This window comes from Bacillus tianshenii (assembly GCA_020524525.2).
In the GTDB taxonomy this organism is placed as follows: domain Bacteria; phylum Bacillota; class Bacilli; order Bacillales; family Bacillaceae_N; genus Bacillus_AV.
The window spans coordinates 1,946,166-1,968,788 of sequence record CP129018.1 but is presented as its reverse complement, the minus strand read 5'-3'; the positions used below and the strand labels follow the sequence as shown (position 1 = coordinate 1,968,788).

Genomic DNA, 22,623 nt, shown 5'->3' with positions numbered 1-22,623 from the left:
ACTGTCTTTCTTTTCACGATAGAAACGCTGTCTTGTACAGTCTGGAGAGAATGAGGGGAATGACATGAAGTTACATGGAACGAGTCGAGTAAATGATGCAGGACATTTAGAGATCGGTGGTGTTGATAGCCTACAATTAGCTAAGGAATTTCAAACACCGTTAATTGCTTACGATGTAGAGTTGATGCGTGGACGTATGCGTTCATTTAAGGAAACATTTGAAAAACACGGTATTACCGCGCAGGTAGCTTATGCAAGTAAAGCTTTCTCGTGTAAAGCAATGATTCAATTAGTTCGGGAGGAAGGCTTAAGCTTAGATGTCGTTTCTGCAGGAGAGCTATACACGGCTTTACAAGCTGGCTTTCCGCCTGAAAAAATTCATTTCCACGGTAATAATAAAAGCTTAGATGAAATAAGAATGGGTGTTGAAGCAGGCATTGGCTGCTTTGTCACCGATAATTTTTATGAGTTTGCCCTGTTAGAAGAAGTAAGTAAAGAAACGGGGGTACGTATTCCTGTTCTTTTACGAATTACACCTGGAATTGAAGCACATACCCATGACTATATTTTAACAGGACATGAAGATTCGAAGTTTGGCTTTGATCTTGGAAGCGGTCAGGTTGAGCAAGCGATTGAGAATGTGAAAGATTCAGAGTATATTGAATTGCTTGGTGTACATTGTCATATTGGATCGCAAATCTTTGAATCTACGGGCTTTGTTATGGCAGCGGAAAAGATCTTTGAAGCGATGTACCGCTGGCGTGAACAGTTTGATTATGTTCCGAAAGTAATGAACCTAGGCGGTGGCTTTGGGATTCGCTATACAGAAGAGGATGACCCGTTAGAGCCAAATCAATATATTGAAGAGATTATTCGTGCAGTTAAAGCGAAAGCTGAGCAATTTCATTTAGAAGTACCTGAAATTTGGATTGAACCAGGTCGTTCGATTGTAGGGGATGCGGGTACAACGATTTATCATGTTGGTTCGACTAAGCAAATTCCGAATGTTAGAAAGTATGTAGCAGTAAATGGCGGTATGAGTGATAATCTGCGACCAGCTCTTTATCAAGCGAAGTACGAAGCGATGCTTGCAAATCGTGCAAATGAAGCACCAGAAGAGACAGTTTCGATTGCAGGAAAGTGCTGTGAGTCTGGCGATATGTTAATTTGGGATGTCGACCTTCCTGTTGTAAAAAGTAATGATCTGCTAGCTGTTTTCTGTACAGGTGCCTACGGTTATTCAATGGCTAACAATTATAACCGTATCCCGCGTCCTGCAGTCGTGTTTGTTGAAAATGGAGATGCAAAGCTTGTTATTCGCCGTGAAAACTATGAAGACCTCGTTCGTTACGATCTGTCTTTATAGAAGAAATATTTTCTTTTTTACCTTGAACGTTGTAGAATAGGTAAGGACGTTTGATTATGAAAGGGGAAGTTATTGTGAAAAAAGGTCAAATCTCATTTGAAAATGGCGAAAAAATCGTATTTGAATTATATCCGAACGAAGCGCCTGGAACAGTTGAAAACTTCGAAAAATTAATTAATGAAGGCTACTATAACGGTTTAACATTCCATCGTGTTATTCCTGGGTTCGTAGCGCAAGGCGGCTGCCCAATCGGTAATGGAACAGGTGGTCCAGGCTATACAATTAAGTGTGAAACAGAAGGCAACCCGCATAAGCATGTACCTGGTTCATTATCAATGGCACATGCAGGTAAGGATACTGGCGGAAGCCAATTCTTCATCGTACATGAAGCACAGCCACATCTAGATGGTCGTCATACTGTATTTGGGCAAGTTACTGAAGGTATGGATACAGTGCTTCGCATTCAGCAAGGCGATGTTATGCAAGAAGTAAAGGTTTGGGAAGAATAAGAATCATTGTAGGCTTTCTGCTGTAGGCAGAGGCCTTTTTTATTATCATCTAGGTTTAGCGCCTAAGCACTCGGGCGTTTTTGAGCATTTGTTCTTTCAATGAGCAGATTGTTTTCTTTCAAGATGGCAATGTTTTGTGTATAATAATTTTGAACCTATTAATGGGATGAGGGTGAAAGCTTTGAATCGTTGGGTGCTGCTTGCAATATTAGCGCTCTTCTGTATTGCGTGGGGCGTTATTTTCTTTTTTACATTTGTTTTACAACCAAAGTAACGAAAGTTTGACAACTGAATAAGATTAAGAAATTCCTTCGGGGCAGGGTGGAAATCCCGACCGGCGGTGATGAAACAGGTTGTTTCAAAGTCCGTGACCCGTGCTGTAAATCATTACAGCCGGTGGACCTGGTGCAAATCCGGGACCGACAGTGAAAGTCTGGATGGGAGAAGGAAACAGAAGGTAAAGTGTGTCTTAATAGTGGCATGCTTACTTTAGTGAACAGTAAATGACTTACCCTTTTACTTTTTAAAACGCTAAAATACAATAAGTTGTATTTAGGCGTTATTCAAAGGGTTATTTGATGTACGATCACAATGTTTCCAACTTACATATTTGCTCCTTGGGATTGAACCAAGGGGCTTTTTTTTATTTTATAGCTTGAGAATGACAGATGATGGTTTGGAGGGAAAGCTATGACGGATGAACAATATATGCAGTTAGCAATTCAGCTTGCGGAGCAAACGCAAGGGCAGACAAGCCCAAATCCGGTGGTCGGAGCAGTAGTTGTGAAGAACCATCGCATTGTAGGAATGGGAGCACATTTAAAAGCAGGGGAAGCACATGCGGAAGTTCATGCGTTAAAAATGGCAGGAGATGAAGCAAAAGGTGCAACGATTTATGTTACGTTAGAGCCTTGCAGTCATTACGGAAAGACTCCTCCTTGTGCAGACCTTGTAGTGGAAAGTGGAATCCGCCGGGCTGTTATTGCGTCAACCGATCCAAACCCGAAAGTTGCCGGCAGTGGAATTGCTAAGCTCGAACGTGCAGGTGTCGAAGTAACAACAGGCGTACAAGAAAAGCAAGCAAGTGACTTAAACCGTAAATTCTTTCACTATATTCAAACAAAAACGCCTTATGTCACTTTAAAAACGGCTGTTAGTCTTGATGGAAAGACAGCAACTGTAAGCGGTGAGAGTAAGTGGATTACCGGTAAAGAAGCTAGAGAAGATGTTCACCGCTATCGTCATCAGCATGACGGTATTTTAGTTGGTGTTGAAACAGTTATTAAAGATAACCCTAGCTTAACGACAAGGTTGGAATATGGAGGAAAAAGTCCTATTCGTATTGTGCTTGACCATGCATTGCGTATTCCTTTAAATGCAGGGCTCATTCAAGATAAGACAGTTCCAACCTGGGTAATAACAGCAGCACATCCACCGAAAGAAAAAGTTCAGAAACTGACGCAGCATGGTGTGAAAGTGTTGGAGCTATCACAAGAGCAAATTGAAATCGAGGACGTCTTAGTGCTGTTAGGAGAGGAAGGAATTACTTCTTTATTTGTGGAAGGCGGTGCCACTGTCCATGGCAGCTTCTTAAAAGCAGGAGCCTTTCAGCAAGTTGTCTTCTATATTGCTCCAAAGCTGATTGGAGGGTTAGGTGCACCTGCTGCTTTTCTTGGTGAAGGGATAGCGAATTTACAAGATGCACCAGAACTAACTTTTCAAACTGTCGAGCAAGTTGGGGAAGATTTGAAAATAGTGGCGGTGTTAAAGGAGGCATAAGGATGTTTACTGGTATTATCGAAGAAAAAGGGAAAATTAAACGTATGACAAAGTCAAAAGATTCGATTGAAGTGACCATTGAGGCAAGTGAAATTCTCAAAGATGTGAAGCTTGGAGACAGTATTGCAGTAAACGGTGTGTGCCTTACAGTCACAACGTTTGATCATTCTCAATTCACTGTTGATGTAATGCCTGAAACGGTGAAAGCAACAAGCTTGAAGACATTGCAGGAAGGATCTGAGATCAACCTAGAACGGGCCATGGCAGCAGGAGGACGTTTCGGTGGCCACTTTGTTTCAGGCCATGTGGACGGGGTCGGCACGATCCGTTCAAAAAGACCGGAAGCGAATGCTGTCTATTATGAAATCGAAGCTTCAGAGGAGCTGCTTCGTTATATCGTGCTAAAAGGCTCTGTAGCAATTGATGGTACAAGCTTAACGGTTTTTGGGGTTAGCGAACAGAGCTTCACGATCTCCCTTATACCACATACCCTTCAAGAAACGATCTTAGGCAATAAAGGTGCTGGTGACATTGTTAATATTGAATGTGACATGCTGGCAAAATATATTGAAAAATTTATTACCCAGCGTTTCTCTGATACGAAACAGCGCTCATCTTTATCAGAAGCTTTTTTAGAGGAGCACGGATTTAAATCATAAAGGAGTGTTCGATATGTTCGACCCGATTGAACAAGCGATCTATGAGTTAATGCAAGGGAAGGTTGTCATTGTATGTGATGATGAGGACCGAGAGAATGAAGGTGATTTTGTTGCACTTTCTGAAAAGGTTACACCTGAAACAATTAACTTTATGGCAACACATGGCCGGGGGCTTATTTGTACACCGATGACTGAAAAAGATGCTCGACGACTGGAGTTAGCGCCAATGGTTGATCATAACACTGACCCACATGGTACAGCCTTTACAGTCAGCGTTGATTATAAAACGACAACAACAGGCATTTCAGCATTTGAACGCGCGCAAACAGTTCTTGAACTAGCCAATGAAGATTCAAAGCCCTCTGACTTTAAGCGTCCGGGTCATATCTTTCCACTTGTAGCGAAAGATGGAGGGGTGTTACGACGTGCTGGACATACAGAAGCAGCTGTTGATTTAGCAAGGCTGTGTGGCGCAAAGCCTTCTGGTGTTATTTGTGAAATTATGAATGAAGATGGTACAATGGCGCGCGTGCCTCAGCTTCGGAAAATCGCTGATCAATTTGATTTGAAGATGATTACGATTAAAGATTTAATTAAATATAAAAGCAAGAAGGAAAAGCTTGTTCAACGTGAAGTAGAAATCAAACTACCAACTGCGTTTGGAGATTTCAAAGCGATCGGCTACTCAAATGAAATTGACGATAAAGAACATGTTGCACTTATAAAAGGTGAAATTCTTCCTGATGAACCGACATTGGTCCGTGTGCACTCCGAATGTTTGACAGGAGATGTTTTCGGTTCCTACCGTTGTGATTGTGGACCACAACTTCATACAGCTCTTGCCCAAATTGACCATGCTGGAAGCGGGATTTTGTTATATATGCGTCAAGAAGGAAGAGGCATTGGGTTGTTAAACAAAATGAAAGCTTACAAATTGCAAGAGCAGGGTTATGATACAGTAGAAGCAAATGAAAAGCTAGGCTTCAAGCCAGACTTGCGCGATTATGGGATCGGAGCGCAAATTCTTCGTGATTTAGGTGTTACGAGGATGAAACTTCTAACAAACAATCCACGAAAAATTACAGGATTAAAAGGCTACGGACTTGAAGTAGTGGATAGAGTAGCACTTCAGATGCCGAGTCGGAAAGAAAATGAAAGCTATTTAAAGACAAAGTATGAAAAATTGGGGCATATGCTTCATTTTTAACGGTTAAGAAAGATTGATTCAAAATGAAGGTTTAGGTTAAAATTTAAAAAGCATATTGGAGGAACAGAAAATGGGTAATCTATATGAAGGACAATTAGTTGGTACAGGGTTGAAAATCGGGGTTGTTGTTGGGCGTTTTAATGAATTTATTACCAGTAAGCTATTAGGCGGTGCTGAGGACGCACTAAGACGTCATGGTGTGAAAGAAGAGGATGTTGATATTGCATGGGTACCTGGAGCATTTGAAATCCCTTTAATTGCCAAAAGGATGGCCGAATCAAATAAATATGACGCTGTTATTACATTAGGAACTGTCATTCGCGGTTCAACACCTCACTTTGATTATGTGTGCAGTGAAGCAGCCAAAGGTGTATCTTCAGTTTCGATGCAAACAGGATTACCCGTTATTTTCGGCGTATTAACAACTGAAACAATTGAACAGGCAATTGAGCGTGCGGGAACAAAAGCAGGTAATAAAGGATGGGAAGCAGCTGTTTCTGCGATTGAAATGGCAAATTTGACAAACATGTTTAAATAAAATTAGGCTGACTACTCTGTTGTATTCTTTTCGATTTGGTTTATAATATAAAAAAGAGTGGTGACCCTACTGTTGAAACCGGGCAAACAACAAGAAAAATGGCTTTTCATCACAGTGCTGATTGTTGCTGCCATTCTGCTTCTGTCGCTCATTGGCAAGCTTATATAATAATGAGGGATTAGAATGTTAATAAAATATAAAAAATCTTATGAAAAAATAGCGATGGGGCTTCTTTCGTTTATGCCAACAGAAAAAGATGTGAAGCGTCTTCAACAAACGATCAGTCAATATGAAAAAGACGCACGGTGGCATTTATATTTATGGAAAGAAGAAGATATTATTGGAATTATTGGTGTTAAGGTCGAGGATGGGAGTGCAGAATTGCAGCACGTATGTGTAAACCCATCACATCGGTATCAAGGAATCGGAAAGAAAATGTTAGACGCTCTTCGTCAAACACTCGGTGAAGAAGTAGAAATATATCCCAATGAGCACACCACAGCATTCTTCTCAAAATGTGATGAAGACGCACAGTTTTTATAAAAGGAAAGGGAAGCCGTCTATGACGAGGCTTCCCTACTTTTTTGCTTTAATCGCAGTTGTTTTTTTCGTTCAGATATGACATCACTTCTGTCGCGTAGTGTATGCTTTCGAATAAGCTCCTCATTTTCTAAGTCACTAACCATTCCCCATTTACAATCGATTTCATTACACTTTTCTGCACAATGAACTAATAAAGTTTCATCTGTAATTGGAAGCTCAACACTTTCATATGGTTTCTTCTGACGGATTTGTTCTAATTCACGGTGCAAAAGGACAAGCAATTGTTCATAATCCAATGCAAGCACTTCAACGGCCTCTCGTTCATTCTCGAAAATATGTAGGGCATTACGAATCATACGTTCGGCGCCTTTATAATTTTTGATTCGGTGATGGTAGAATCCGACTGCTACTTGAATTAATGCAACCCAATGAGCTTTTCGTTCGCCAGGCTTATCTTCCTTCCAATATTCTTCAAGTACTTCATGGCACTCAAAATAATCCCGGGGACCATGAAAATATACAAGGTAGTCAATGTAAGCTTTTGGGTACCTCATTCAGTCACCTTCTTTCGTTAACAAATGGTTTATTTTTAAATCAGTTTACCATACAGACGTAATGTTTTCGAATTCATAAAAAATGAGTGCCAGCAAATGTGGCACCCATTTTGTGTTTGTTAGAAAGTCTATGTCATGCTTAACAGCTTAGTAAAGCCAAGCAGCACCTACGATGATTAATAAAATGAACAACACAACGATTAACGCGAAACCTCCGCCGCATCCATATCCGCAACCTGCGCTCATGTTGAAATCCTCCTTTGATTTTTATAATTCAGCTTACGGTATTAACATATGATGAAATGATGGATCTGTATGGGCGAATGCCCAATTTTTAATAAAAAGATCGTCATGGAGGGAAAACATGCTTGATAAAACGCGTCGAATTCAAGCTGCAGAACAGTTTGTAGACCAGCATTTCACAAATGTATTGGCTGTATTTCTTGCGGGAAGCACAGCAAGAGGAGAGCAAAAAGCACAATCAGATATTGACTTATTAGTGATTACGGAAGAAAAACCCACTTACAACCGAAAATGTATACGAGAGGATGGAGTGGATTACGAATTATTTGTCTATGAAGAAACGAGCTTTTACATTTATTTAAGCAGTGAATGTATGATTGGAAACCCCTCTCTTGCTAGGATGTGTTCAGAAAGTATCATCATTAACGGAGCAGAAAAGGCACAACAGTTAAAGCAGCACGGTGAAGAGATGCTTCGTGAAGGAATGCCAGAGTTAACGCAATCGCAAATTGATTATATGCGGTATACGGTCACAGACCTGTTGCTTGATTTAGAGGATTGTGAGAGGCAGTGTGAGCAGATGTTTATCGCTCAAGCGCTTATGAAGGAATTTACTGAGTTTTGGTTAAAAGTAAATGGGCAATGGATCGGTCAAGGAAAGTGGCTTTCACGAGCTCTGTTTCAATATGATGAAAAAGCTGCAAACGAATGCTGTACATCTTTTCAGCGCTTCTTCGAGACAGGTGATAAACATGCTATAATTGATTATGTGGACATGAAATTAGCGGTGTTTGGAGGAAGGCTGTTTGATGGATTTGAACAGTAATCAAACAAACTTTCACTTTTTTCTTTTTAATATGGTATAATGAGTCCGCTTAAAATGGCATTGAACAATGATGGTGGGGATTGACGTTGGAATATAATGTGAAAATAGATGCCTTTGAAGGGCCGCTTGATTTATTATTACATTTAATAAATCGTTATGAAATCGATATTTATGACATTCCAGTTGCACAAATCACGGAGCAGTATATGGGCTACATTCATGCAATGCAAGAACTGCGCTTAGATGTAGCGAGTGAATATTTAGTCATGGCGGCAACATTACTGGCGATTAAAAGCCAGATGTTGCTGCCCTCATATGAAGAAGAGATATTAGATGATGAGCTTGAAATGGGTCAAGATGAAGAGGACCCACGCGAGGAATTAATGCGGCGACTGATCGAGTATCGAAAATATAAACAAGCAGCAGAGACGCTGCAAGATTTTGAAGCTGAAAGAAGTCAAATTTATACACGACCACCAGCTGTAGTTGAAGTTGAAGAAGGAGAACGGGCAGAAAATCCAGTTGAAGGTGTTTCGCTCTACGATATGCTTGGTGCACTCCAAAAGCTTATGAAACGAAAGCGAATTGATTCATTAAAAGAAACAAAAGTAACACGACAAGAAATACCGATCCAAGCTAGAATGAAAGAAATTATCACGACGATACGTCAAAATAAAGGAAAACAAAATTTTTACTCACTGTTTCCATACCCAGACAAAAGTCATATTGTGGTGACATTTTTAGCGGTTTTAGAGCTAATGAAAAACCAACAAATTATTTGTATGCAGGAGAAGAATTTTGAAGACATATGGCTTTACGGTACGGAAGGAGGAGTCGCAGATGAAACTTGAACAATTGAAAGCAATTACAGAAGGACTCCTTTTTGCAGCTGGAGATGAAGGTCTCACGCTTAAGCAGTTATCAGAAGTATTTGAGATTGAAATCCAAACAGCTGCTGAAGTAATTGACTCGTTGAGAACAGAGTATGAACAGGATGACCGAGGGATTATGCTGATAGAGGAAGCAGAAGGGTACAAGCTAACGACGAAGCGAGAGCATTCTTCCTATATTCAACGCTTTATGTTAACTCCTTCCTCGCAAGCCTTGTCGCAAGCAAGCCTAGAAACACTTGCGATCATTGCCTATCGTCAACCGATTACTCGAACAGAAATTGAAGAAGTACGAGGTGTAAAAACAGAAAAACCACTGCAAAACTTAACAGCAAAAGCACTTGTGAAGGAAGTCGGTCGAGCTGAAGGTTCGGGGCGTGCAATTCTTTACGGAACGACCAAGCAATTTCTAGAATATTTCGGTTTGAAATCGTTAGAAGAACTTCCGCCACTTCCTGAGGAATTGAGGGAGGAATCGCCAGATGAAGAGGCGAATCTATTCTTTGAGAAGTTTCAAGAAACAATTGAAGAATAACGCAAAAGCTCCGCAAAAGCATGTATGATTATGGTAAAATGGTTTTAGGTACATAATGTAAGTGTTTTCATACCCTTAAAGGGGTAAAGAATTAGTGAGGTGAACGTCGTGCTCATCAAATCATGTGAAGGTTATGAACTAGAAAAAGAAAAGCCAAATACATCAGAGGATTTTTTTAACCGTTCATCAATTACGTTTGAAGATGAAGGAGAAGAAAAGACCCTGCACGTACTTTATATTCGTTATTTTGATGAGGTTTTTCCAGAGTTTACGCCATATAATGGGGACCCAGTATTTCAAGTAGGTGACCGTGATGTCACGTTTAAAGACTTAGTCGCTCTTGTTTGCTTAATTAAAAACCCTGGTTTTCGAAACCGAAAAAGAGTGTACATTAACACACAAGAAGAGCTGGCACGTTACTTCGAAGGCGTACAACTTGAAGAACTTCCAAAAGTTTTTGAAAGTATAAAAAATGGCGGTTATGATCTACGCTCGCCGATGACACTTCTTACACAACCTTAACAATCGTTAATCAATACTCCCTACCTTCCTTGCAATCGATGTTGTACAATAAGTCAAGCGGTAAGGGACAAAAATGGAGGAATTGATATGAGTAATACAATTGTACATTCACAAATAACCCAAACAAGAGATTTTCTTAATGATGTTTCAGGTAAGGTTGGCGGCTTTCTTAATGACATAACACTTCAGCAGTTAGTTGCTGATAATCAAGATGGAAATGAAGAATACTTTGCAAGGTTGCTTGGAAACATGCGCCGTCTTTACGTTTTTTGTGAAGAAGGACTTGATGCATGTAATGTTGTTCTAAAAGGTGAAAAGTTCCGTAAAGGTGCAGCAGAAAAAGCACTTTATTGGGTCTATCATCAATGTATCCAAGAGTTCTATTCACCACGAAATGACAGCTGGTATGAAGACAGCCGTTCTGCATACACAGGTAAAAATGCAATTAAATTTGCTGAACCTGCACCTACAGCTATAAAAGAATTAATCGCATCGTTAGAGCAATCCTTCCAAGAAATGCGTGAAGAGCTAGAATATTATGAAACAGACTATAAAACAAAAATGCTTCAATCAAAATAAAACCTCAAGGCCACCGGCCTTGAGGTCAGGCTGTCGAGAAAGTCTCGACAGCCTGTTTTTTTACCTTATTACCGCGTTAATTTGTTATAATAGATGTAAATGAAGATACAGGCGGTGATAAGGTTGTTTCATACAAATAAAGACCGACAATACGAAATGGAGTTTGTACATATTGAAGAGCTAGTCCCAGAAGACCATCTCTTACGAAAAATTGATAAATATATTGATTTCTCCTTTATCCTTGAAAAAGTTCGTCCTTATTATTGCGAAGATAATGGGCGTCCCTCTCTCGATCCTCTCGTTCTTTTCAAAATGATGTTTATCGGCTATTTTTATGGTATTCGTTCCGAACGTCAGCTTGAACGTGAAATTCAGACAAATGTCGCTTACCGATGGTTTTTAGGGCTTCATCTAAATGATAAGGTTCCTCACCATTCAACGATTAGTTGGAATCGGCGTACACGATTCAAAGGCACAACGGTTTTTCAAGACATTTTTGATGAAATCGTTCATCAAGCGATGAGTCATCGTATGGTCGGTGGTCGAGTGCTGTTTACGGATTCGACTCATTTGAAGGCAAATGCCAACCGACACCAATTTACACGGGAAGAAGTAGAAGAAGAAACACGGGATTATATTGATGAACTTAACAAAGCTGTGGAAGAGGATCGGATCCAGAATGGAAAAAAGCCCCTTAAACCGAAAGAGGAGGTGAAAGAAACAAAAACGATCCGCGTTAGTAAGACGGATCCTGAGAGTGGTTACCTATACCGTGAGAATAAGCCAGAAGGGTTCTTTTATTTAGATCATAGAACGACTGACCTGAAATATAATGTGATTACCGATGTTCATGTCACTCCAGGCAACCTTCACGATTCTGTTCCTTATTTGAATCGGTTAGACCTACAGGTTGAAAAGTTTGGCTTTGATTTAGAAGGTGTGGGACTGGACGCTGGTTACTTAACAATGCCGATTTGTAAGGGGTTAACTGACCGTAACATTTTTGGAGTCATTGCTCATCGTCGGTACAGTTCGACGAAAGGACTTATGCCAAAGTGGAAATTTAAATTTGATGAAGAACGAAATGTTTATGTATGTCCACAGGGAGAAACGTTAACCTATCGCACCACTACAAGAGAAGGGTACCGCGAATACAAATCCGATCCAAAAAGTGTGAAGAGTGTTCATTACTTGAAAGCTGTACACGGTCTAAAAATCATCAAAAGGTTCTCACCCGACACATGTGGGAGGACCGAAAAGAACAAATCCGACGAAATCGCTTATCCAAAGAAGGAAAAGTGATTACACAAAAAAGAAGAGAAACCGTTGAGCGAAGCTTCGCAGATTCAAAAGAACTGCATGGGCTTCGCTATTGCAGGTTGAGGGGATTGGAAAATGTAAAAGAGCAGGCATTACTTACAGCTGCCTGCCAGAACATGAAAAAGATTGCCCTTCACCTATCCAGACAGAATGGATAGGTGAAGGGGAGTATTTTTCTTTCAAATCCTCACTTCTATAGAGTAAAAATCATCCTATTTTAAAAAGTCATGAAAAAAGCTTGTAGAAAAACACAGGGTTTCTCTACAAGCTGACCTCAAGGCCACCGGCCTTGAGGTTTTTGCTATGACGCGTACCCTTGCTTGTCGCCCCTAGGCAAGCCGCCTCCGCTTTCGACGCACAGGACGTGCTAGTGCAGGCGTTGTCACAGGACGTGACGAACTTAGCCAGCGTTCCTTTGATCCAGCTGCGGCGGCTAGGGGCTCGAGGTCATAAGTCAGCCTGCTGCGGGAACAAAGGGCAGTCCCCTCCGCATACTGCCTTATGCTTGTCGCCCCTGGGCAAGCCGCCTCCGCTTTTCTATTGTCCAGCTACGAAAGGCAGGCTGCGCGAGTTGCTTTACATTCTCCCGCCGAAAGCAAAGAGCGGCTTTCTCTTTGAGAATGCTTCAGCAATCGGACAGCCTAACCGCCTTTCTCCGCTTTTCTTGATGTCTAGCTGCGGCGGCTAGGGGCTCGAGGTCATAAGTCAGCCTGCTGCGGGAACAAAGGGCAGTCCCCTCCGCATGCTGCCTTATGCTTGTCGCCCCTGGGTGAGCCGCCTTCGCTTTTCTTTGCACGCACAAAAATGGTGGGTGGGCATACATTACAAGGGAATGACATTTCAGGAGGGCTGTGTGGTATGGAAAAGGGATATACCGAGCAGGTGAAGGAATGGGCAGAGGACTTTAAGCAGAAAGTTCAAGCACTCATAACGGATAAGGAAGATTACGAGCGATGGGAAGAGGGGTTTCAGCAATGGTTAGATGATTTAGAAGTGAATCGTAATGAACCAGCTGAAGTTGAAAGAGAAGCAGAAGCGTTTTATGAACAAGCAAGAGTACTAATTGAAGGTGGAGATGTGCGGGCAGAGGACAATGAGAAAAGTGTTCCGATCGGAGGGCATAAGCTTCCTCCTCTTCCATATGCGTATAATGCATTAGAGCCTTATATTGCAGAGGAAATTATGCGTCTTCATCATCTCAAACATCATCAATCTTATGTTGAGGGGTTAAATAAGGCAGAAAAAATGATGGAAAAGGCGCGAAAAAAAGATGATTATGAGTTGTTAAAACATTGGGAGCGTGAAGCGGCATTTCACGGTTCAGGCCATTATTTGCATACAATCTTTTGGAATAATATGATCCCAAAAGGAGGAGGTAAACCGAGCGGAGCGCTGTTAAAGCAAATTGAAAAGGATTTCGGCAGCTTTGAGAAGTTTAAAGCACATTTTACAAATGCGGCCAACCAAGCAGAAGGTGTTGGCTGGGCAATTCTCGTCTGGTCACCACGGGCACGCCGGCTTGAAATTTTGCAAAGTGAAAAACACCAGTTCTTTACACAGTGGGACACGATTCCTCTTCTCGTGCTTGATGTATGGGAACACGCTTATTACCTCCAATATAAAAACCAACGAAAAGATTATGTGAAAAATTGGTGGAATATTGTGAACTGGAAGGATGTAGCTGAAAGGTTTACAGAAGCAAGTAAGTTAAAGTGGAAGCCTTACTAAAAAATAAAGCACAGGTGTTAAGGAGCTTAGTTCTGCCCATGCACCTGTGCTTCTGTTGTAACATTGGTTGGTAAGATAAGTACTTCGACACGACGATTTTTCTGGCGGTTTTCTGCTGTATCATTTGGTGCTACTGGCTTAAATTCCCCAAATCCTTTTGCACTAAAGTGTTCAGGATTTAATTTGTCGTTTTCTAATAAAATCTTCATGAAATTAACAGCTCGGATAACACTTAAATGCCAATTATCTTCAAATTGAGCATTACGGATTGGTCTGTCATCTGTATGACCGCTAATAATGACTTGATGAGGTTCTTTCGTTGCAAGTGTAACGGAAATTTCACGTGCAATTCTTTCTGTTTCTTCTGTTAAATCCGCGCTTCCTGAAGCAAAGAAGGCATCATTTAAAATCGTGACGAGCAGACCTTCATCGGTGAGCTTTGTGGATAGGTCTTCGTTTAATTCATTTTTTTCAATGTAGGATTGGATCTTTTGTTGCAGGCTTTCTAATTCTTCTTCTGCTTCACTATCACTGCCGCCGGTTTTGTTTCCTTCACCTTCTGAAGGGGAAGACTGCTTTTCTTCTGTTGCTGCAGGATCGGCGTTTTGCGGTTGAACAGGCATTGGATGTTCCATTACACCTGTTCCTCCAGTAAAAGCAGCGTTCAACGCTTCGGAAATTTGTTCATATTTCTTAGCATCAACATTGCTCGCTGCAAACAGAACGATAAAAAGGGCAAGGAGTAGTGTCAGCATGTCAGCATATGGAATTAACCAAGATTCATCAACGTGTCCCTCATCCTTCTTCTTTTTCTTCGCCACTTCCACCACCGTCCTCTCCTAATATCTTAAGACGTTCGTTAATTGGCACATACATTGCTAATTTTTCTTTAATGATAATAGGTGCTTGACCATCTTGGATCGAAAGAATCCCTTCAATCATGACAAGCTTTGTCTTTACTTCAAGGCTTGATTTACGTTTCAGTTTGTTTGCAAATGGATGCCATAGGACATATCCAGTAAAGATCCCAAATAGTGTTGCGACGAATGCGGCCGCAATGGCATGCCCAAGAGCTTCTGTATCATTCATATTTCCAAGGGCAGCGATCAAGCCTACCACAGCACCTAGTACTCCTAGTGTTGGGGCATATGTACCTGCTTGAGTGAAGATTAGTGCTCCTGCTGCATGACGTTCTTCCATTGCGTCAACTTCTTCGACCATCACATCACGAATAAACTCCGCAGACTGTCCATCAATGACGAGTTTCATGCCATTCTTCAAAAAAGGATCATCAATCTTATCGAGATGGGATTCTAAGGCGAGCAATCCTTCTGCTCGGGCAACTGTTGCCCACTCAACAAACATTGGAACAATGTCTTTTACTTCGGTAATCTTTTGCTCATTAAATAAAATTTTAAATAATTTCGGTACCTTCTTTATCTCACTTCCAGGAAAAGCGATCGTTACCGCTGCAGCTGTTCCGAGGAAAATAATTAACATGGCTGCTGGGTTAAGCAAGGCAACTGGACTTACCCCTTTAAATACCATCCCTACCCCGATGGCGATAACCCCCATCAAAATTCCTATGACTGTTGTTTTATCCATCCATTAACACCCCATACTTCCATAAATAATTTCTGTACGACTTTGAATGAGTTCATTCTTTCTTTATTTCGACTAAAAAGGAGCAGACTTTAAGAATTCTAATTTACAAGGTTGTATTTTCAAAGCATAGATTTATTTTACAACATTTAACCAATTATTTCTTTATATTTGTACCAATTCTATACATATCAATCATTGAAACGCATAGACTTGTACAAATCCTTATGAAAGGACGAGTCTCCATGAGAATGAAGTTATTATACATATGTTTCTTGCTCGTGTTTGCAGGTGTGTCTATATATCCAATGGAGGCACAGGCAGCTGTCTCCACCTCTGCCCAGAGCTCAATCTTGATGGAACAGGAATCTGGTCGTGTATTGTATGAAAAAGATATCGATACTCCGAGAAGGATTGCGAGTATTACTAAAATTATGACAGCTGTCCTTGCAGTTGAGTCTGGAAAGCTTGACGACATCGTAAAAGTGAGTAAGCGTGCAGAAGGGACGGAAGGCTCCTCTCTTTACTTGCGGGCAGGAGATGAGATTAAGCTTGAAGATTTAGTGTTTGGTTTAATGCTTCGTTCAGGAAATGATGCTGCAGTGGCGATTGCAGAGCATGTTGGCGGAAGCTTAGAAGGCTTTGTTCACATGATGAATGAAAAAGCAGCTGAAATTGGGATGACAAATACTGTATTTGCGAACCCGCATGGCCTTGATGATGCCGAAAATCATTATTCAACTGCGTATGATATGGCGCTATTAACACGTTATGCTATGCAAAATGAAGACTATAAAAAAATTGCTGGTACAAAGTCACACCGTTCAGATGGGTTTGGTGTTTGGCGGAACAAAAATAAGCTCCTAACAAGTTTATATGAGCCTTGTACAGGTGGGAAAACTGGATTTACGAAACGAGCAGGGCGAACACTAGTAACGACTGCTTCAAAAGATGGGGAAAATTTAATTGCTGTAACACTACGAGCATCGAATGACTGGCAAGACCATGAAACGATGTATGAATGGGGCTTTAAAACCTTTGATAAGAAGGTCGTTTTAAAGGAAGGGAAGCTTTCGAACATTGATGATGATTTTTATAAAGGGCATGCAACTGTTAAGCGTGAGGTGACTTACCCGTTAACTAAAAAAGAAGAGGAAAGTATTCATCATGAGATCCAGCTTATTGAACCGCAAGAGAACTGGAAACAAATTGGCGTTCCGAATGTCGTAGGAAAAGTTGATATTCTTGCAGATGAGAGATTAATTGAAGAAGTGCCGATTTTTTATAACGGCAATCCGCCATGGGAAAAACCATCTTGGTGGGAGAAGCTGAAAAATGTGTTGCTGCAGTTTGTAGGGGTGGAATAAATGGTTAATCTCATTTGGGCTGGAATGATCGTCATTAGTGTTGTTTATGCAATAATGACGGGAACGATGAAAGAAGTAAATGAAGCGATTTTTAGCGGGGCGAAGGAAGCGGTAACAGTCAGTATTGCCTTAATCAGTGTCCTTGTCTTTTGGTTAGGACTGATGCATATTGCGAGGGAATCTGGGTTATTAGATGCTTTTTCGAAACTGTTTAGTCCAATCGTGCGTAGGATTTTTCCTGAGGTTCCGCCAAACCATCCTGCCTTTGGATATATCGTTTCAAATATGACAGCGAATATGTTCGGTCTCGGTAATGCTGCCACACCACTTGGGATAAAAGCGATGGAACAGCTGAAGGAACTAAACGGTGGGAAAGATGAAGCAAGCCGTTCGATGATTACATTTTTGGCGTTAAATACATCAAGTTTAACGTTAATCCCGACAACCGTTATTGCAATTCGGATGAACTATAACTCTTCTTCACCGACAGAAATTGTTTTAACAACAATTCTTGCCACCGTTTGTTCGACTGTCGGGGCATTATTGATTGACCGTTATTTTTATTATAGGAGCTTGCGAAGGGGAGGGAGATAAATGGCTTTTTTTTCTGAGTTTTCGCTATGGTTGATTCCTCTCCTTATCTGCATCGTTTTAATCTATGGATTGTGGAAACGAACTCCTGTCTATGAAAGCTTCGTAGAAGGCGGCAAAGAAGGTATCAAAATTGCTGTTTCGATTATGCCTTACTTAATCGGGATGTTTGTCGCCATTGCAGTGTTTCGCGCTTCTGGGGTGCTTGATTTTTTGATTGGATTTCTGAGGCCAGTGCTTGAAGCACTCGGCGTTCCCCCTGAAATTATCCCCCTTGCTGCGATGCGACCAATTTCTGGGACAGCTGCGCTTGGTATTACAAGTGATTTGATCGCTACTTACGGTCCTGATTCATTTATTGGAAGGCTTGCTTCTACAATGCAGGGCAGTACAGATACAACGCTTTACATTTTGACTGTCTATTTTGGAGCTGTTGGCATTAAGAAGATGGGGAATGCACTTAAAGTAGGTCTTCTAGCTGATTTAATCGGTGTTATCGCGTCTCTTATTGTCGTTACGTTATTCTTTGGCGTATAATCATTACTGAACGTTTACCATTTGGTAGGCGTTTTTATTTTGGTTAATGATAGGATTGTAAATGATCGTAGGCAGTTTTAATTTATTGATATTTTCTGCAAATTTCGAGCTTATAATAAACTTGTCTTCCTGCTCTAATACTACTTGAGAAAACAATATTGAAGCAGTAAGATGGTACAAGAGGTGAAAGAATATGGAACGTTTACAGAAAGTGATTGCACAAGCAGGTATTACATCTAGAAGGAAAGCTGAAAAATTAATCGTTGATGGAAAAGTGTCTGTCAATGGAAAAGTCGTTAAGGAACTAGGCACGAAAGTATCTCCGAATGATGAAATAGAAGTGGAAGGTGTTCCGGTTGAGAAAGAAGAACCTGTCTATTTTCTTCTATATAAACCTACTGGCGTTATTTCAGCAGTAACGGATGATAAGAACAGAAAGACTGTTGTCGACTTCTTTGAACATATTCCAGAGCGCATTTTTCCTGTTGGGCGCTTAGACTATGACACATCTGGCGTATTGTTGTTGACGAATGACGGAGAGTTTGCCAATATCTTGATGCACCCTAAGTACGAAATTGAAAAAGTTTATATTGCAAAAACAAAAGGCATTCCTTCAAGAGAAGAAATTAGAAAGCTGCAAAAAGGGGTTAAGCTAGAGGATGGGTTAACCGCTCCATCGAAAACAAAAGTGTTGTCAATTGATAAGAAAAAACAAACAGCAATTGTGCAAATCTCCATCCACGAAGGGCGCAACCGTCAAGTTCGTAGGATGTTTGAAGCACTCGGTTACCCTGTTCAGAAATTAAAGCGTGAACGCTACGGATTCCTAGATTTACGAGGAATGAATTCAGGTGAATTTAGGGAGCTTTCACCTAAAGAAGTGAAACAGCTACGGGCACTTGCTGTCACACAACCTTCATAATATTTACACTATTGTGAGGGTGCAAAATGCTATACTGAAAAATAGAGTGGAAAGATGGGAGAGATAGAGAGATGAAGAAGCGCCGTTTAATGATGAGAACGGTGATTTTGCTTGTTTTGGCAGGAGCGCTTGGATTCACCCTCTATACGAACTTTTTCTCCAGTAAAGAAGTCGTTGGTAAAGGCGATCAAGCACCAGATTTTGTGCTTGAAAATCTAAAAGGAGAAAAGGTGCAGTTAAGTGATTATGAGGGCAAAGGCGTCTTTTTGAATTTCTGGGGCACATGGTGTAAGCCGTGTGAGCGAGAAATGCCATATATGCAAAATCTTTACCCAGAATACAAAGAGAAGGGTGTCGAGATTTTAGCAGTTAATGTCGGAGAATCAAACTTAGCAGTTGAGAAATTTAAAGAACGTTTTGGACTTACTTTTCCGATTATCCTTGATAAAAAAGGGGAAGTCATTGAGGCTTTTGGTGTAAATCCATTGCCGACAACCTTCTTAATTAATAAAGATGGTGAAATTGTAGATATCCTTACAGGAACGTTAACGGAAGATGCAATTCGTGCCCATATGGAAAGTATTGCGCCGTAATCGTTCAGAACGTGGATTTTGATTAGAGGTGACACCATGGAGAAAGTGAAATGTCAGTGCGGGCATGTGAATCCACATGGTACGATTCTCTGTGAATCTTGTGGTAAGCCATTGGAGGAGCCGCAAAAAAAATTATTGGACATGCGCTATGATGGAAGCGCAAGACGGTCCCAAACATATAAGAAATCAATCGTTGATAAGATTTGGAATTTCTTTTCTTCGGTAAAAGTAGGTGTGTGGCTGATTGTCATCACACTTGTCGCTTCTGCATTAGGAACAGTTTTTCCACAGGAATTTTATATTCCACCAAACGTTTCACCGTCTGCATTCTATGAGCAGGAGTATGGATTTGCAGGTAAGCTGTACTATGAGTTAGGCTTTCATAACTTATACAGCTCATGGTGGTTTATGTTAATGATTGCATCAATTGCTATTTCTCTTGTAATTTGCAGTCTTGACCGTGTTGTTCCTCTTTATCGTGCATTGAAAAAGCAAGGTGTTGAGCGTCATGATAATTTCTTGCAACGTCAGCGTGTATTTGGAGCTACGCAAGGAATTCAGCCTGCAAAGTCAATCGAAACAATGAAAGAGAAATTGAAGCAGAAGCGTTATCGTGTTCGAGAAGAGAATGGTAGCCTACTAGCAGAAAAAGGTCGTTTCTCACGGTGGGGTCCATATGTGAACCACATCGGATTAATTATTTTTCTAATCGGCGGTATGCTTCGTTTCTTCCCAGGGATGTATATTGATGAAGTCTTATGGCTTCGGGACGGAGAAACGAAGGCTGTGCCTGGTACGAATGGCGAGTATTATTTGAAGAGTGACGGCTTTGTGCGTGAACTGTATACCGAGGAAGATGATGTACAGGTTGGAATGGGAATGCCAAAGAACTTCCAAACGAATGGTGTACTCTATAAGGAAAAAGGAGATACACTTCCAGGTGCTGAAGCTGAACTTGAAGAAGTAAAATCACATAAAATTCGTGTGAACCAGCCTCTTAAGTTTGAAAGCTTTGCTGTTTATCAAACAGATTATAAGCTGAATGAATTAAAGAGTATGTCGTTTCGTCTAGAGAACAAAGAAACACAAGAGTCTTTAGGGGGCTTAACCGTTAATTTGGACAACCCGAAAGATGTCTATGAACTAGGGAACGGTTCGAAGGTGGAAGTGCTGAACTACTTCCCAGATTTTTATTTTGATGATGACGGGAACCCGGCAACAAAGACTCGAATTCCGAATAACCCAGCATTTGTATTTAAAATGTACACACCTGAGACACCGAAAGGCGAAGTTAGCTTCGTTGGTATTCGGACGAATGTAGAGCCGCTCGGTGAAAACACACATAAAATGTCATTTGCAGGCATTGATACGCGTAATGTTACGGCTTTAACTGTTCGTCGTGATTATACATTGCCTTTGATTGCAGTAGGCGGAGCGATCTTTATGATTGGCGTTATTCAAGGGATGTATTGGAACCATCGCCGTATTTGGATAAAGCAGAAGCAAGGTGAAGTATGGATTGCTGGACATACGAACAAGAACTGGTTTGGCTTGAAGAAAGATATTGAAACAATGATCGAAGGCACAGACGTAATGATGCCGATTGATCAGGCAGAAGAAGAGAAAAAAGAAAAAGCTTCATAGTTTTCAATGTAAAAGCAAGAAAAGGAGGGGAACACTTATGGGCGATTTAGCAAATGTCAGTAGCACACTGCTCTATGTAGCCTTTATTTTATATTTGATATCGACTGCATTTTTTGGCGGCGCTATTCGTGACAAACGTGCCCAAGGGAAGCCGAATAGAGCAGCGAAGATTGGCTTTGTTATAACGGTTATTGGCTTTCTAGCTCAAGTAGGATATTTTATTACGAGATGGATCGCATCAGGCCATGCACCTGTAAGTAATTTGTTTGAATACACAACTTTCTTTGGGATGATGCTTGTTTTTGCGTTTATTTTGATTTATCTCATTTACAAAAATGCATTAATCGGCTTGTTCACAATGCCTGTTGCATTGCTTATCATCGCATATGCAAGCATGTTTCCAACTGAAATTTCTCCGCTTATTCCTGCGTTGCAGAGTAACTGGTTGCATATCCACGTAACGACTGCAGCACTAGGAGAGGCGATTTTAGCAATTAGTTTTGCAGCTGGTCTTATTTATTTGATTCATGTCGTAGACCAGTCACGTGCAAGTAAACGGACGTTCTGGCTTGAATTTATTCTATATACACTTATTTCAACACTTGGCTTTGTTGCAGTTTCATCAACGTTTGCTGCAATGGACTATGAAGCTACCTTTAAGTGGGTAAGTGAGAAGGAACAAGCGACTGAGTTAACATATAAAATGCCTGCCATTGTAGGACCACAAGATGGTGAATTGTTAACAGAAGGTGCATTCGAACCATTGTTTGAAGCGCCATTTTGGATGAATGGAGATAAAGCACCGAAAAAGTTCAACACATTAGTTTGGTCACTTTTCTCAGGTCTTATTTTATATGGCTTGCTTAGGCTGATTCTTCGCAAGCGGATTGGTGCAGCAATTCAACCAAAGCTGAAAGGTGTAAACCCTCAGCTTGTTGATGAAATTAGCTATCGTGCTGTAACAATTGGCTTCCCTGTTTTTACACTAGGGGCGCTTATCTTTGCGATGATTTGGGCGCAAGTTGCTTGGACACGCTTTTGGGGCTGGGACCCGAAAGAGGTATGGGCTTTAATTACGTGGTTGTTCTACGCAGCCTTCTTACACCTACGCCTTTCGAAAGGGTGGCACGGTGAAAGGTCAGCGTGGTTAGCTGTTGTTGGGTTTGCCATTATTATGTTTAACCTTGTTGCTGTAAACCTCGTTATTTCTGGCCTTCACTCTTATGCATAATGGAAGAAACCTCGTATATTTACGGGGTTTTTCTTTTTTTGCAGGTAAGGAAACTAGTATATTCCTTGGTTAATCGTTCCTTAAGGATTAAGTCCACCATATTGCAAGTATCGTTAAGGTTTAGCAGGCGCCTTGTACTTTTCTTCTAAATGCTTATCATTGTCATTCTCTGTGTTGTTTAGTAATATAAAGTCAGACTGAACATGTGATGTAAAGAGCATGAATAGCATGATAATACTATTTTAAATAATGGCTCATTACATAACATTAATGGGTGTATACATAGCAAAGAACTTGGAATGAATGATTGAAATGTATATAAAAAAGGGGATGTATGA

The 22,623-nt window shown here is 40.8% G+C and carries 25 protein-coding genes and 1 riboswitch; of the genes, 21 read left to right on the top strand and 4 right to left on the bottom strand.

From position 1 onward, the window contains the following. Window positions 1-64 precede the first annotated feature (64 nt). The 7 genes from lysA to LC040_09940 all read left to right on the top strand — a co-directional run bounded on the left by lysA (window position 65) and on the right by LC040_09940 (window position 6,601). Window positions 65-1,366 carry a diaminopimelate decarboxylase gene (lysA, locus tag LC040_09970; GenBank protein WLR49644.1) on the top strand — a complete coding sequence of 434 codons (1,302 nt, stop codon included), beginning with the start codon at window positions 65-67 and terminating at the stop codon, window positions 1,364-1,366. A 74-nt stretch (window positions 1,367-1,440) separates the two neighbouring features. After that, window positions 1,441-1,875 (top strand): peptidylprolyl isomerase, encoded by a 435-nt coding sequence (locus tag LC040_09965; GenBank protein WLR49643.1) that lies wholly within the window; start codon window positions 1,441-1,443, stop codon window positions 1,873-1,875. Between the two features lie 303 nt (window positions 1,876-2,178). Beyond that, window positions 2,179-2,328, top strand: a riboswitch (FMN riboswitch). Between the two features lie 237 nt (window positions 2,329-2,565). After that, window positions 2,566-3,654, top strand: coding sequence for a bifunctional diaminohydroxyphosphoribosylaminopyrimidine deaminase/5-amino-6-(5-phosphoribosylamino)uracil reductase RibD (gene ribD / locus LC040_09960; protein ID WLR49642.1), 1,089 nt, complete (start codon window positions 2,566-2,568; stop codon window positions 3,652-3,654). A gap of 2 nt (window positions 3,655-3,656) precedes the next feature. Continuing rightward, on the top strand, window positions 3,657-4,313 hold the full coding sequence (gene ribE / locus LC040_09955; protein WLR49641.1) for a riboflavin synthase: 657 nt from the start codon (window positions 3,657-3,659) through the stop codon (window positions 4,311-4,313). Between the two features lie 13 nt (window positions 4,314-4,326). After that, window positions 4,327-5,520 carry a bifunctional 3,4-dihydroxy-2-butanone-4-phosphate synthase/GTP cyclohydrolase II gene (locus tag LC040_09950; GenBank protein ID WLR49640.1) on the top strand — a complete coding sequence of 398 codons (1,194 nt, stop codon included), beginning with the start codon at window positions 4,327-4,329 and terminating at the stop codon, window positions 5,518-5,520. Between the two features lie 70 nt (window positions 5,521-5,590). Continuing rightward, entirely contained in the window at window positions 5,591-6,058 is a 468-nt protein-coding gene (gene ribE, locus LC040_09945) for a 6,7-dimethyl-8-ribityllumazine synthase (GenBank protein WLR49639.1), read from the top strand. 183 nt (window positions 6,059-6,241) lie between these two features. Continuing rightward, on the top strand, window positions 6,242-6,601 hold the full coding sequence (locus LC040_09940; GenBank protein ID WLR49638.1) for a GNAT family N-acetyltransferase: 360 nt from the start codon (window positions 6,242-6,244) through the stop codon (window positions 6,599-6,601). 17 nt (window positions 6,602-6,618) lie between these two features. On the opposite strand, the gene LC040_09935 is transcribed toward LC040_09940, so the two are convergent. After that, a complete protein-coding gene (locus LC040_09935; protein WLR49637.1) occupies window positions 6,619-7,155 on the bottom strand; it encodes a DUF309 domain-containing protein in 537 nt (178 codons plus the stop codon). A gap of 147 nt (window positions 7,156-7,302) precedes the next feature. Beyond that, the gene (locus LC040_09930; protein WLR49636.1) at window positions 7,303-7,401 is read right to left on the bottom strand and encodes a YjcZ family sporulation protein; all 99 of its coding nucleotides are present in this window, start codon (window positions 7,399-7,401) and stop codon (window positions 7,303-7,305) included. A gap of 118 nt (window positions 7,402-7,519) precedes the next feature. Between LC040_09930 and LC040_09925 the strand changes: the two genes are divergently transcribed. The 7 genes from LC040_09925 to LC040_09895 all read left to right on the top strand — a co-directional run bounded on the left by LC040_09925 (window position 7,520) and on the right by LC040_09895 (window position 13,798). Beyond that, window positions 7,520-8,224: a nucleotidyltransferase domain-containing protein gene (locus tag LC040_09925; protein ID WLR49635.1), complete on the top strand. Its 705-nt coding sequence runs from the start codon at window positions 7,520-7,522 to the stop codon at window positions 8,222-8,224. 86 nt (window positions 8,225-8,310) lie between these two features. Further along, a complete protein-coding gene (locus tag LC040_09920) occupies window positions 8,311-9,075 on the top strand; it encodes a segregation/condensation protein A (GenBank protein WLR49634.1) in 765 nt (254 codons plus the stop codon). Next, window positions 9,065-9,649, top strand: coding sequence for an SMC-Scp complex subunit ScpB (gene scpB / locus LC040_09915; protein WLR49633.1), 585 nt, complete (start codon window positions 9,065-9,067; stop codon window positions 9,647-9,649). The genes LC040_09920 and scpB overlap by 11 nt, the downstream gene beginning before the upstream one ends. 108 nt (window positions 9,650-9,757) lie before the next feature. Beyond that, window positions 9,758-10,171, top strand: coding sequence for a hypothetical protein (locus tag LC040_09910; GenBank protein WLR49632.1), 414 nt, complete (start codon window positions 9,758-9,760; stop codon window positions 10,169-10,171). A gap of 87 nt (window positions 10,172-10,258) precedes the next feature. Continuing rightward, the gene (locus LC040_09905; protein WLR49631.1) at window positions 10,259-10,750 is read left to right on the top strand and encodes a DUF3907 family protein; all 492 of its coding nucleotides are present in this window, start codon (window positions 10,259-10,261) and stop codon (window positions 10,748-10,750) included. Between the two features lie 156 nt (window positions 10,751-10,906). Then, window positions 10,907-12,228 (top strand): IS1182 family transposase gene (locus LC040_09900; protein WLR53250.1). Its coding sequence is split into 2 segments (ribosomal slippage): window positions 10,907-11,921 and window positions 11,921-12,228, totalling 1,323 coding nucleotides; the frame shifts between segments, so codons are not numbered across the junction. Between the two features lie 700 nt (window positions 12,229-12,928). Continuing rightward, window positions 12,929-13,798 (top strand): superoxide dismutase, encoded by an 870-nt coding sequence (locus LC040_09895; protein ID WLR49630.1) that lies wholly within the window; start codon window positions 12,929-12,931, stop codon window positions 13,796-13,798. Window positions 13,799-13,824: 26 nt separating this feature from the next. On the opposite strand, the gene motB is transcribed toward LC040_09895, so the two are convergent. After that, a complete protein-coding gene (motB, locus tag LC040_09890; protein WLR49629.1) occupies window positions 13,825-14,625 on the bottom strand; it encodes a flagellar motor protein MotB in 801 nt (266 codons plus the stop codon). Continuing rightward, entirely contained in the window at window positions 14,594-15,403 is an 810-nt protein-coding gene (gene motA / locus LC040_09885; GenBank protein WLR49628.1) for a flagellar motor stator protein MotA, read from the bottom strand. The genes motB and motA overlap by 32 nt, the downstream gene beginning before the upstream one ends. Window positions 15,404-15,651: 248 nt before the next feature. On the opposite strand from motA, the gene LC040_09880 reads away from it, so the two are divergent. From LC040_09880 to ccsB, 7 genes are all read left to right on the top strand, one after another. Then, a complete protein-coding gene (locus tag LC040_09880) occupies window positions 15,652-16,767 on the top strand; it encodes a D-alanyl-D-alanine carboxypeptidase family protein (protein WLR53249.1) in 1,116 nt (371 codons plus the stop codon). Continuing rightward, complete coding sequence (locus LC040_09875) at window positions 16,768-17,361, top strand: nucleoside recognition domain-containing protein (protein WLR49627.1); 594 nt, start codon at window positions 16,768-16,770, stop codon at window positions 17,359-17,361. Beyond that, window positions 17,362-17,895, top strand: a complete 534-nt coding sequence (locus LC040_09870) for a spore maturation protein (GenBank protein WLR49626.1) — start codon at window positions 17,362-17,364, stop codon at window positions 17,893-17,895. It begins immediately after the preceding gene. A gap of 193 nt (window positions 17,896-18,088) precedes the next feature. Further along, window positions 18,089-18,817: a pseudouridine synthase gene (locus LC040_09865; protein ID WLR49625.1), complete on the top strand. Its 729-nt coding sequence runs from the start codon at window positions 18,089-18,091 to the stop codon at window positions 18,815-18,817. A gap of 71 nt (window positions 18,818-18,888) precedes the next feature. Beyond that, the gene (locus tag LC040_09860) at window positions 18,889-19,410 is read left to right on the top strand and encodes a thiol-disulfide oxidoreductase ResA (GenBank protein WLR49624.1); all 522 of its coding nucleotides are present in this window, start codon (window positions 18,889-18,891) and stop codon (window positions 19,408-19,410) included. Window positions 19,411-19,446: 36 nt separating this feature from the next. Further along, entirely contained in the window at window positions 19,447-21,054 is a 1,608-nt protein-coding gene (locus tag LC040_09855; protein WLR49623.1) for a cytochrome c biogenesis protein ResB, read from the top strand. A 37-nt stretch (window positions 21,055-21,091) separates the two neighbouring features. Next, window positions 21,092-22,285, top strand: a complete 1,194-nt coding sequence (ccsB, locus tag LC040_09850; GenBank protein WLR49622.1) for a c-type cytochrome biogenesis protein CcsB — start codon at window positions 21,092-21,094, stop codon at window positions 22,283-22,285. The last annotated feature ends 338 nt before the right edge of the window (window positions 22,286-22,623 follow it).

What these genes read in the sequence shown, in the direction of transcription:
- ribE (WLR49641.1), top strand. Translation starts at nt 3,657, where the DNA reads ATGTTTACTGGTATTATCGAAGAAAAAGGGAAAATTAAACGTATGACA.
- ribE (WLR49639.1), top strand. Translation starts at nt 5,591, where the DNA reads ATGGGTAATCTATATGAAGGACAATTAGTTGGTACAGGGTTGAAAATC.
- LC040_09880 (WLR53249.1), top strand. Translation starts at nt 15,652, where the DNA reads ATGAAGTTATTATACATATGTTTCTTGCTCGTGTTTGCAGGTGTGTCT.
- LC040_09930 (WLR49636.1), bottom strand. Translation starts at nt 7,401, where the DNA reads ATGAGCGCAGGTTGCGGATATGGATGCGGCGGAGGTTTCGCGTTAATC.
- LC040_09895 (WLR49630.1), top strand. Translation starts at nt 12,929, where the DNA reads ATGGAAAAGGGATATACCGAGCAGGTGAAGGAATGGGCAGAGGACTTT.
- scpB (WLR49633.1), top strand. Translation starts at nt 9,065, where the DNA reads ATGAAACTTGAACAATTGAAAGCAATTACAGAAGGACTCCTTTTTGCA.
- LC040_09935 (WLR49637.1), bottom strand. Translation starts at nt 7,155, where the DNA reads ATGAGGTACCCAAAAGCTTACATTGACTACCTTGTATATTTTCATGGT.
- LC040_09905 (WLR49631.1), top strand. Translation starts at nt 10,259, where the DNA reads ATGAGTAATACAATTGTACATTCACAAATAACCCAAACAAGAGATTTT.
- LC040_09855 (WLR49623.1), top strand. Translation starts at nt 19,447, where the DNA reads ATGGAGAAAGTGAAATGTCAGTGCGGGCATGTGAATCCACATGGTACG.
- ribD (WLR49642.1), top strand. Translation starts at nt 2,566, where the DNA reads ATGACGGATGAACAATATATGCAGTTAGCAATTCAGCTTGCGGAGCAA.
- ccsB (WLR49622.1), top strand. Translation starts at nt 21,092, where the DNA reads ATGGGCGATTTAGCAAATGTCAGTAGCACACTGCTCTATGTAGCCTTT.
- LC040_09925 (WLR49635.1), top strand. Translation starts at nt 7,520, where the DNA reads ATGCTTGATAAAACGCGTCGAATTCAAGCTGCAGAACAGTTTGTAGAC.
- LC040_09860 (WLR49624.1), top strand. Translation starts at nt 18,889, where the DNA reads ATGAAGAAGCGCCGTTTAATGATGAGAACGGTGATTTTGCTTGTTTTG.
- LC040_09940 (WLR49638.1), top strand. Translation starts at nt 6,242, where the DNA reads ATGTTAATAAAATATAAAAAATCTTATGAAAAAATAGCGATGGGGCTT.
- LC040_09865 (WLR49625.1), top strand. Translation starts at nt 18,089, where the DNA reads ATGGAACGTTTACAGAAAGTGATTGCACAAGCAGGTATTACATCTAGA.
- lysA (WLR49644.1), top strand. Translation starts at nt 65, where the DNA reads ATGAAGTTACATGGAACGAGTCGAGTAAATGATGCAGGACATTTAGAG.
- LC040_09870 (WLR49626.1), top strand. Translation starts at nt 17,362, where the DNA reads ATGGCTTTTTTTTCTGAGTTTTCGCTATGGTTGATTCCTCTCCTTATC.
- LC040_09875 (WLR49627.1), top strand. Translation starts at nt 16,768, where the DNA reads ATGGTTAATCTCATTTGGGCTGGAATGATCGTCATTAGTGTTGTTTAT.
- LC040_09950 (WLR49640.1), top strand. Translation starts at nt 4,327, where the DNA reads ATGTTCGACCCGATTGAACAAGCGATCTATGAGTTAATGCAAGGGAAG.
- motA (WLR49628.1), bottom strand. Translation starts at nt 15,403, where the DNA reads ATGGATAAAACAACAGTCATAGGAATTTTGATGGGGGTTATCGCCATC.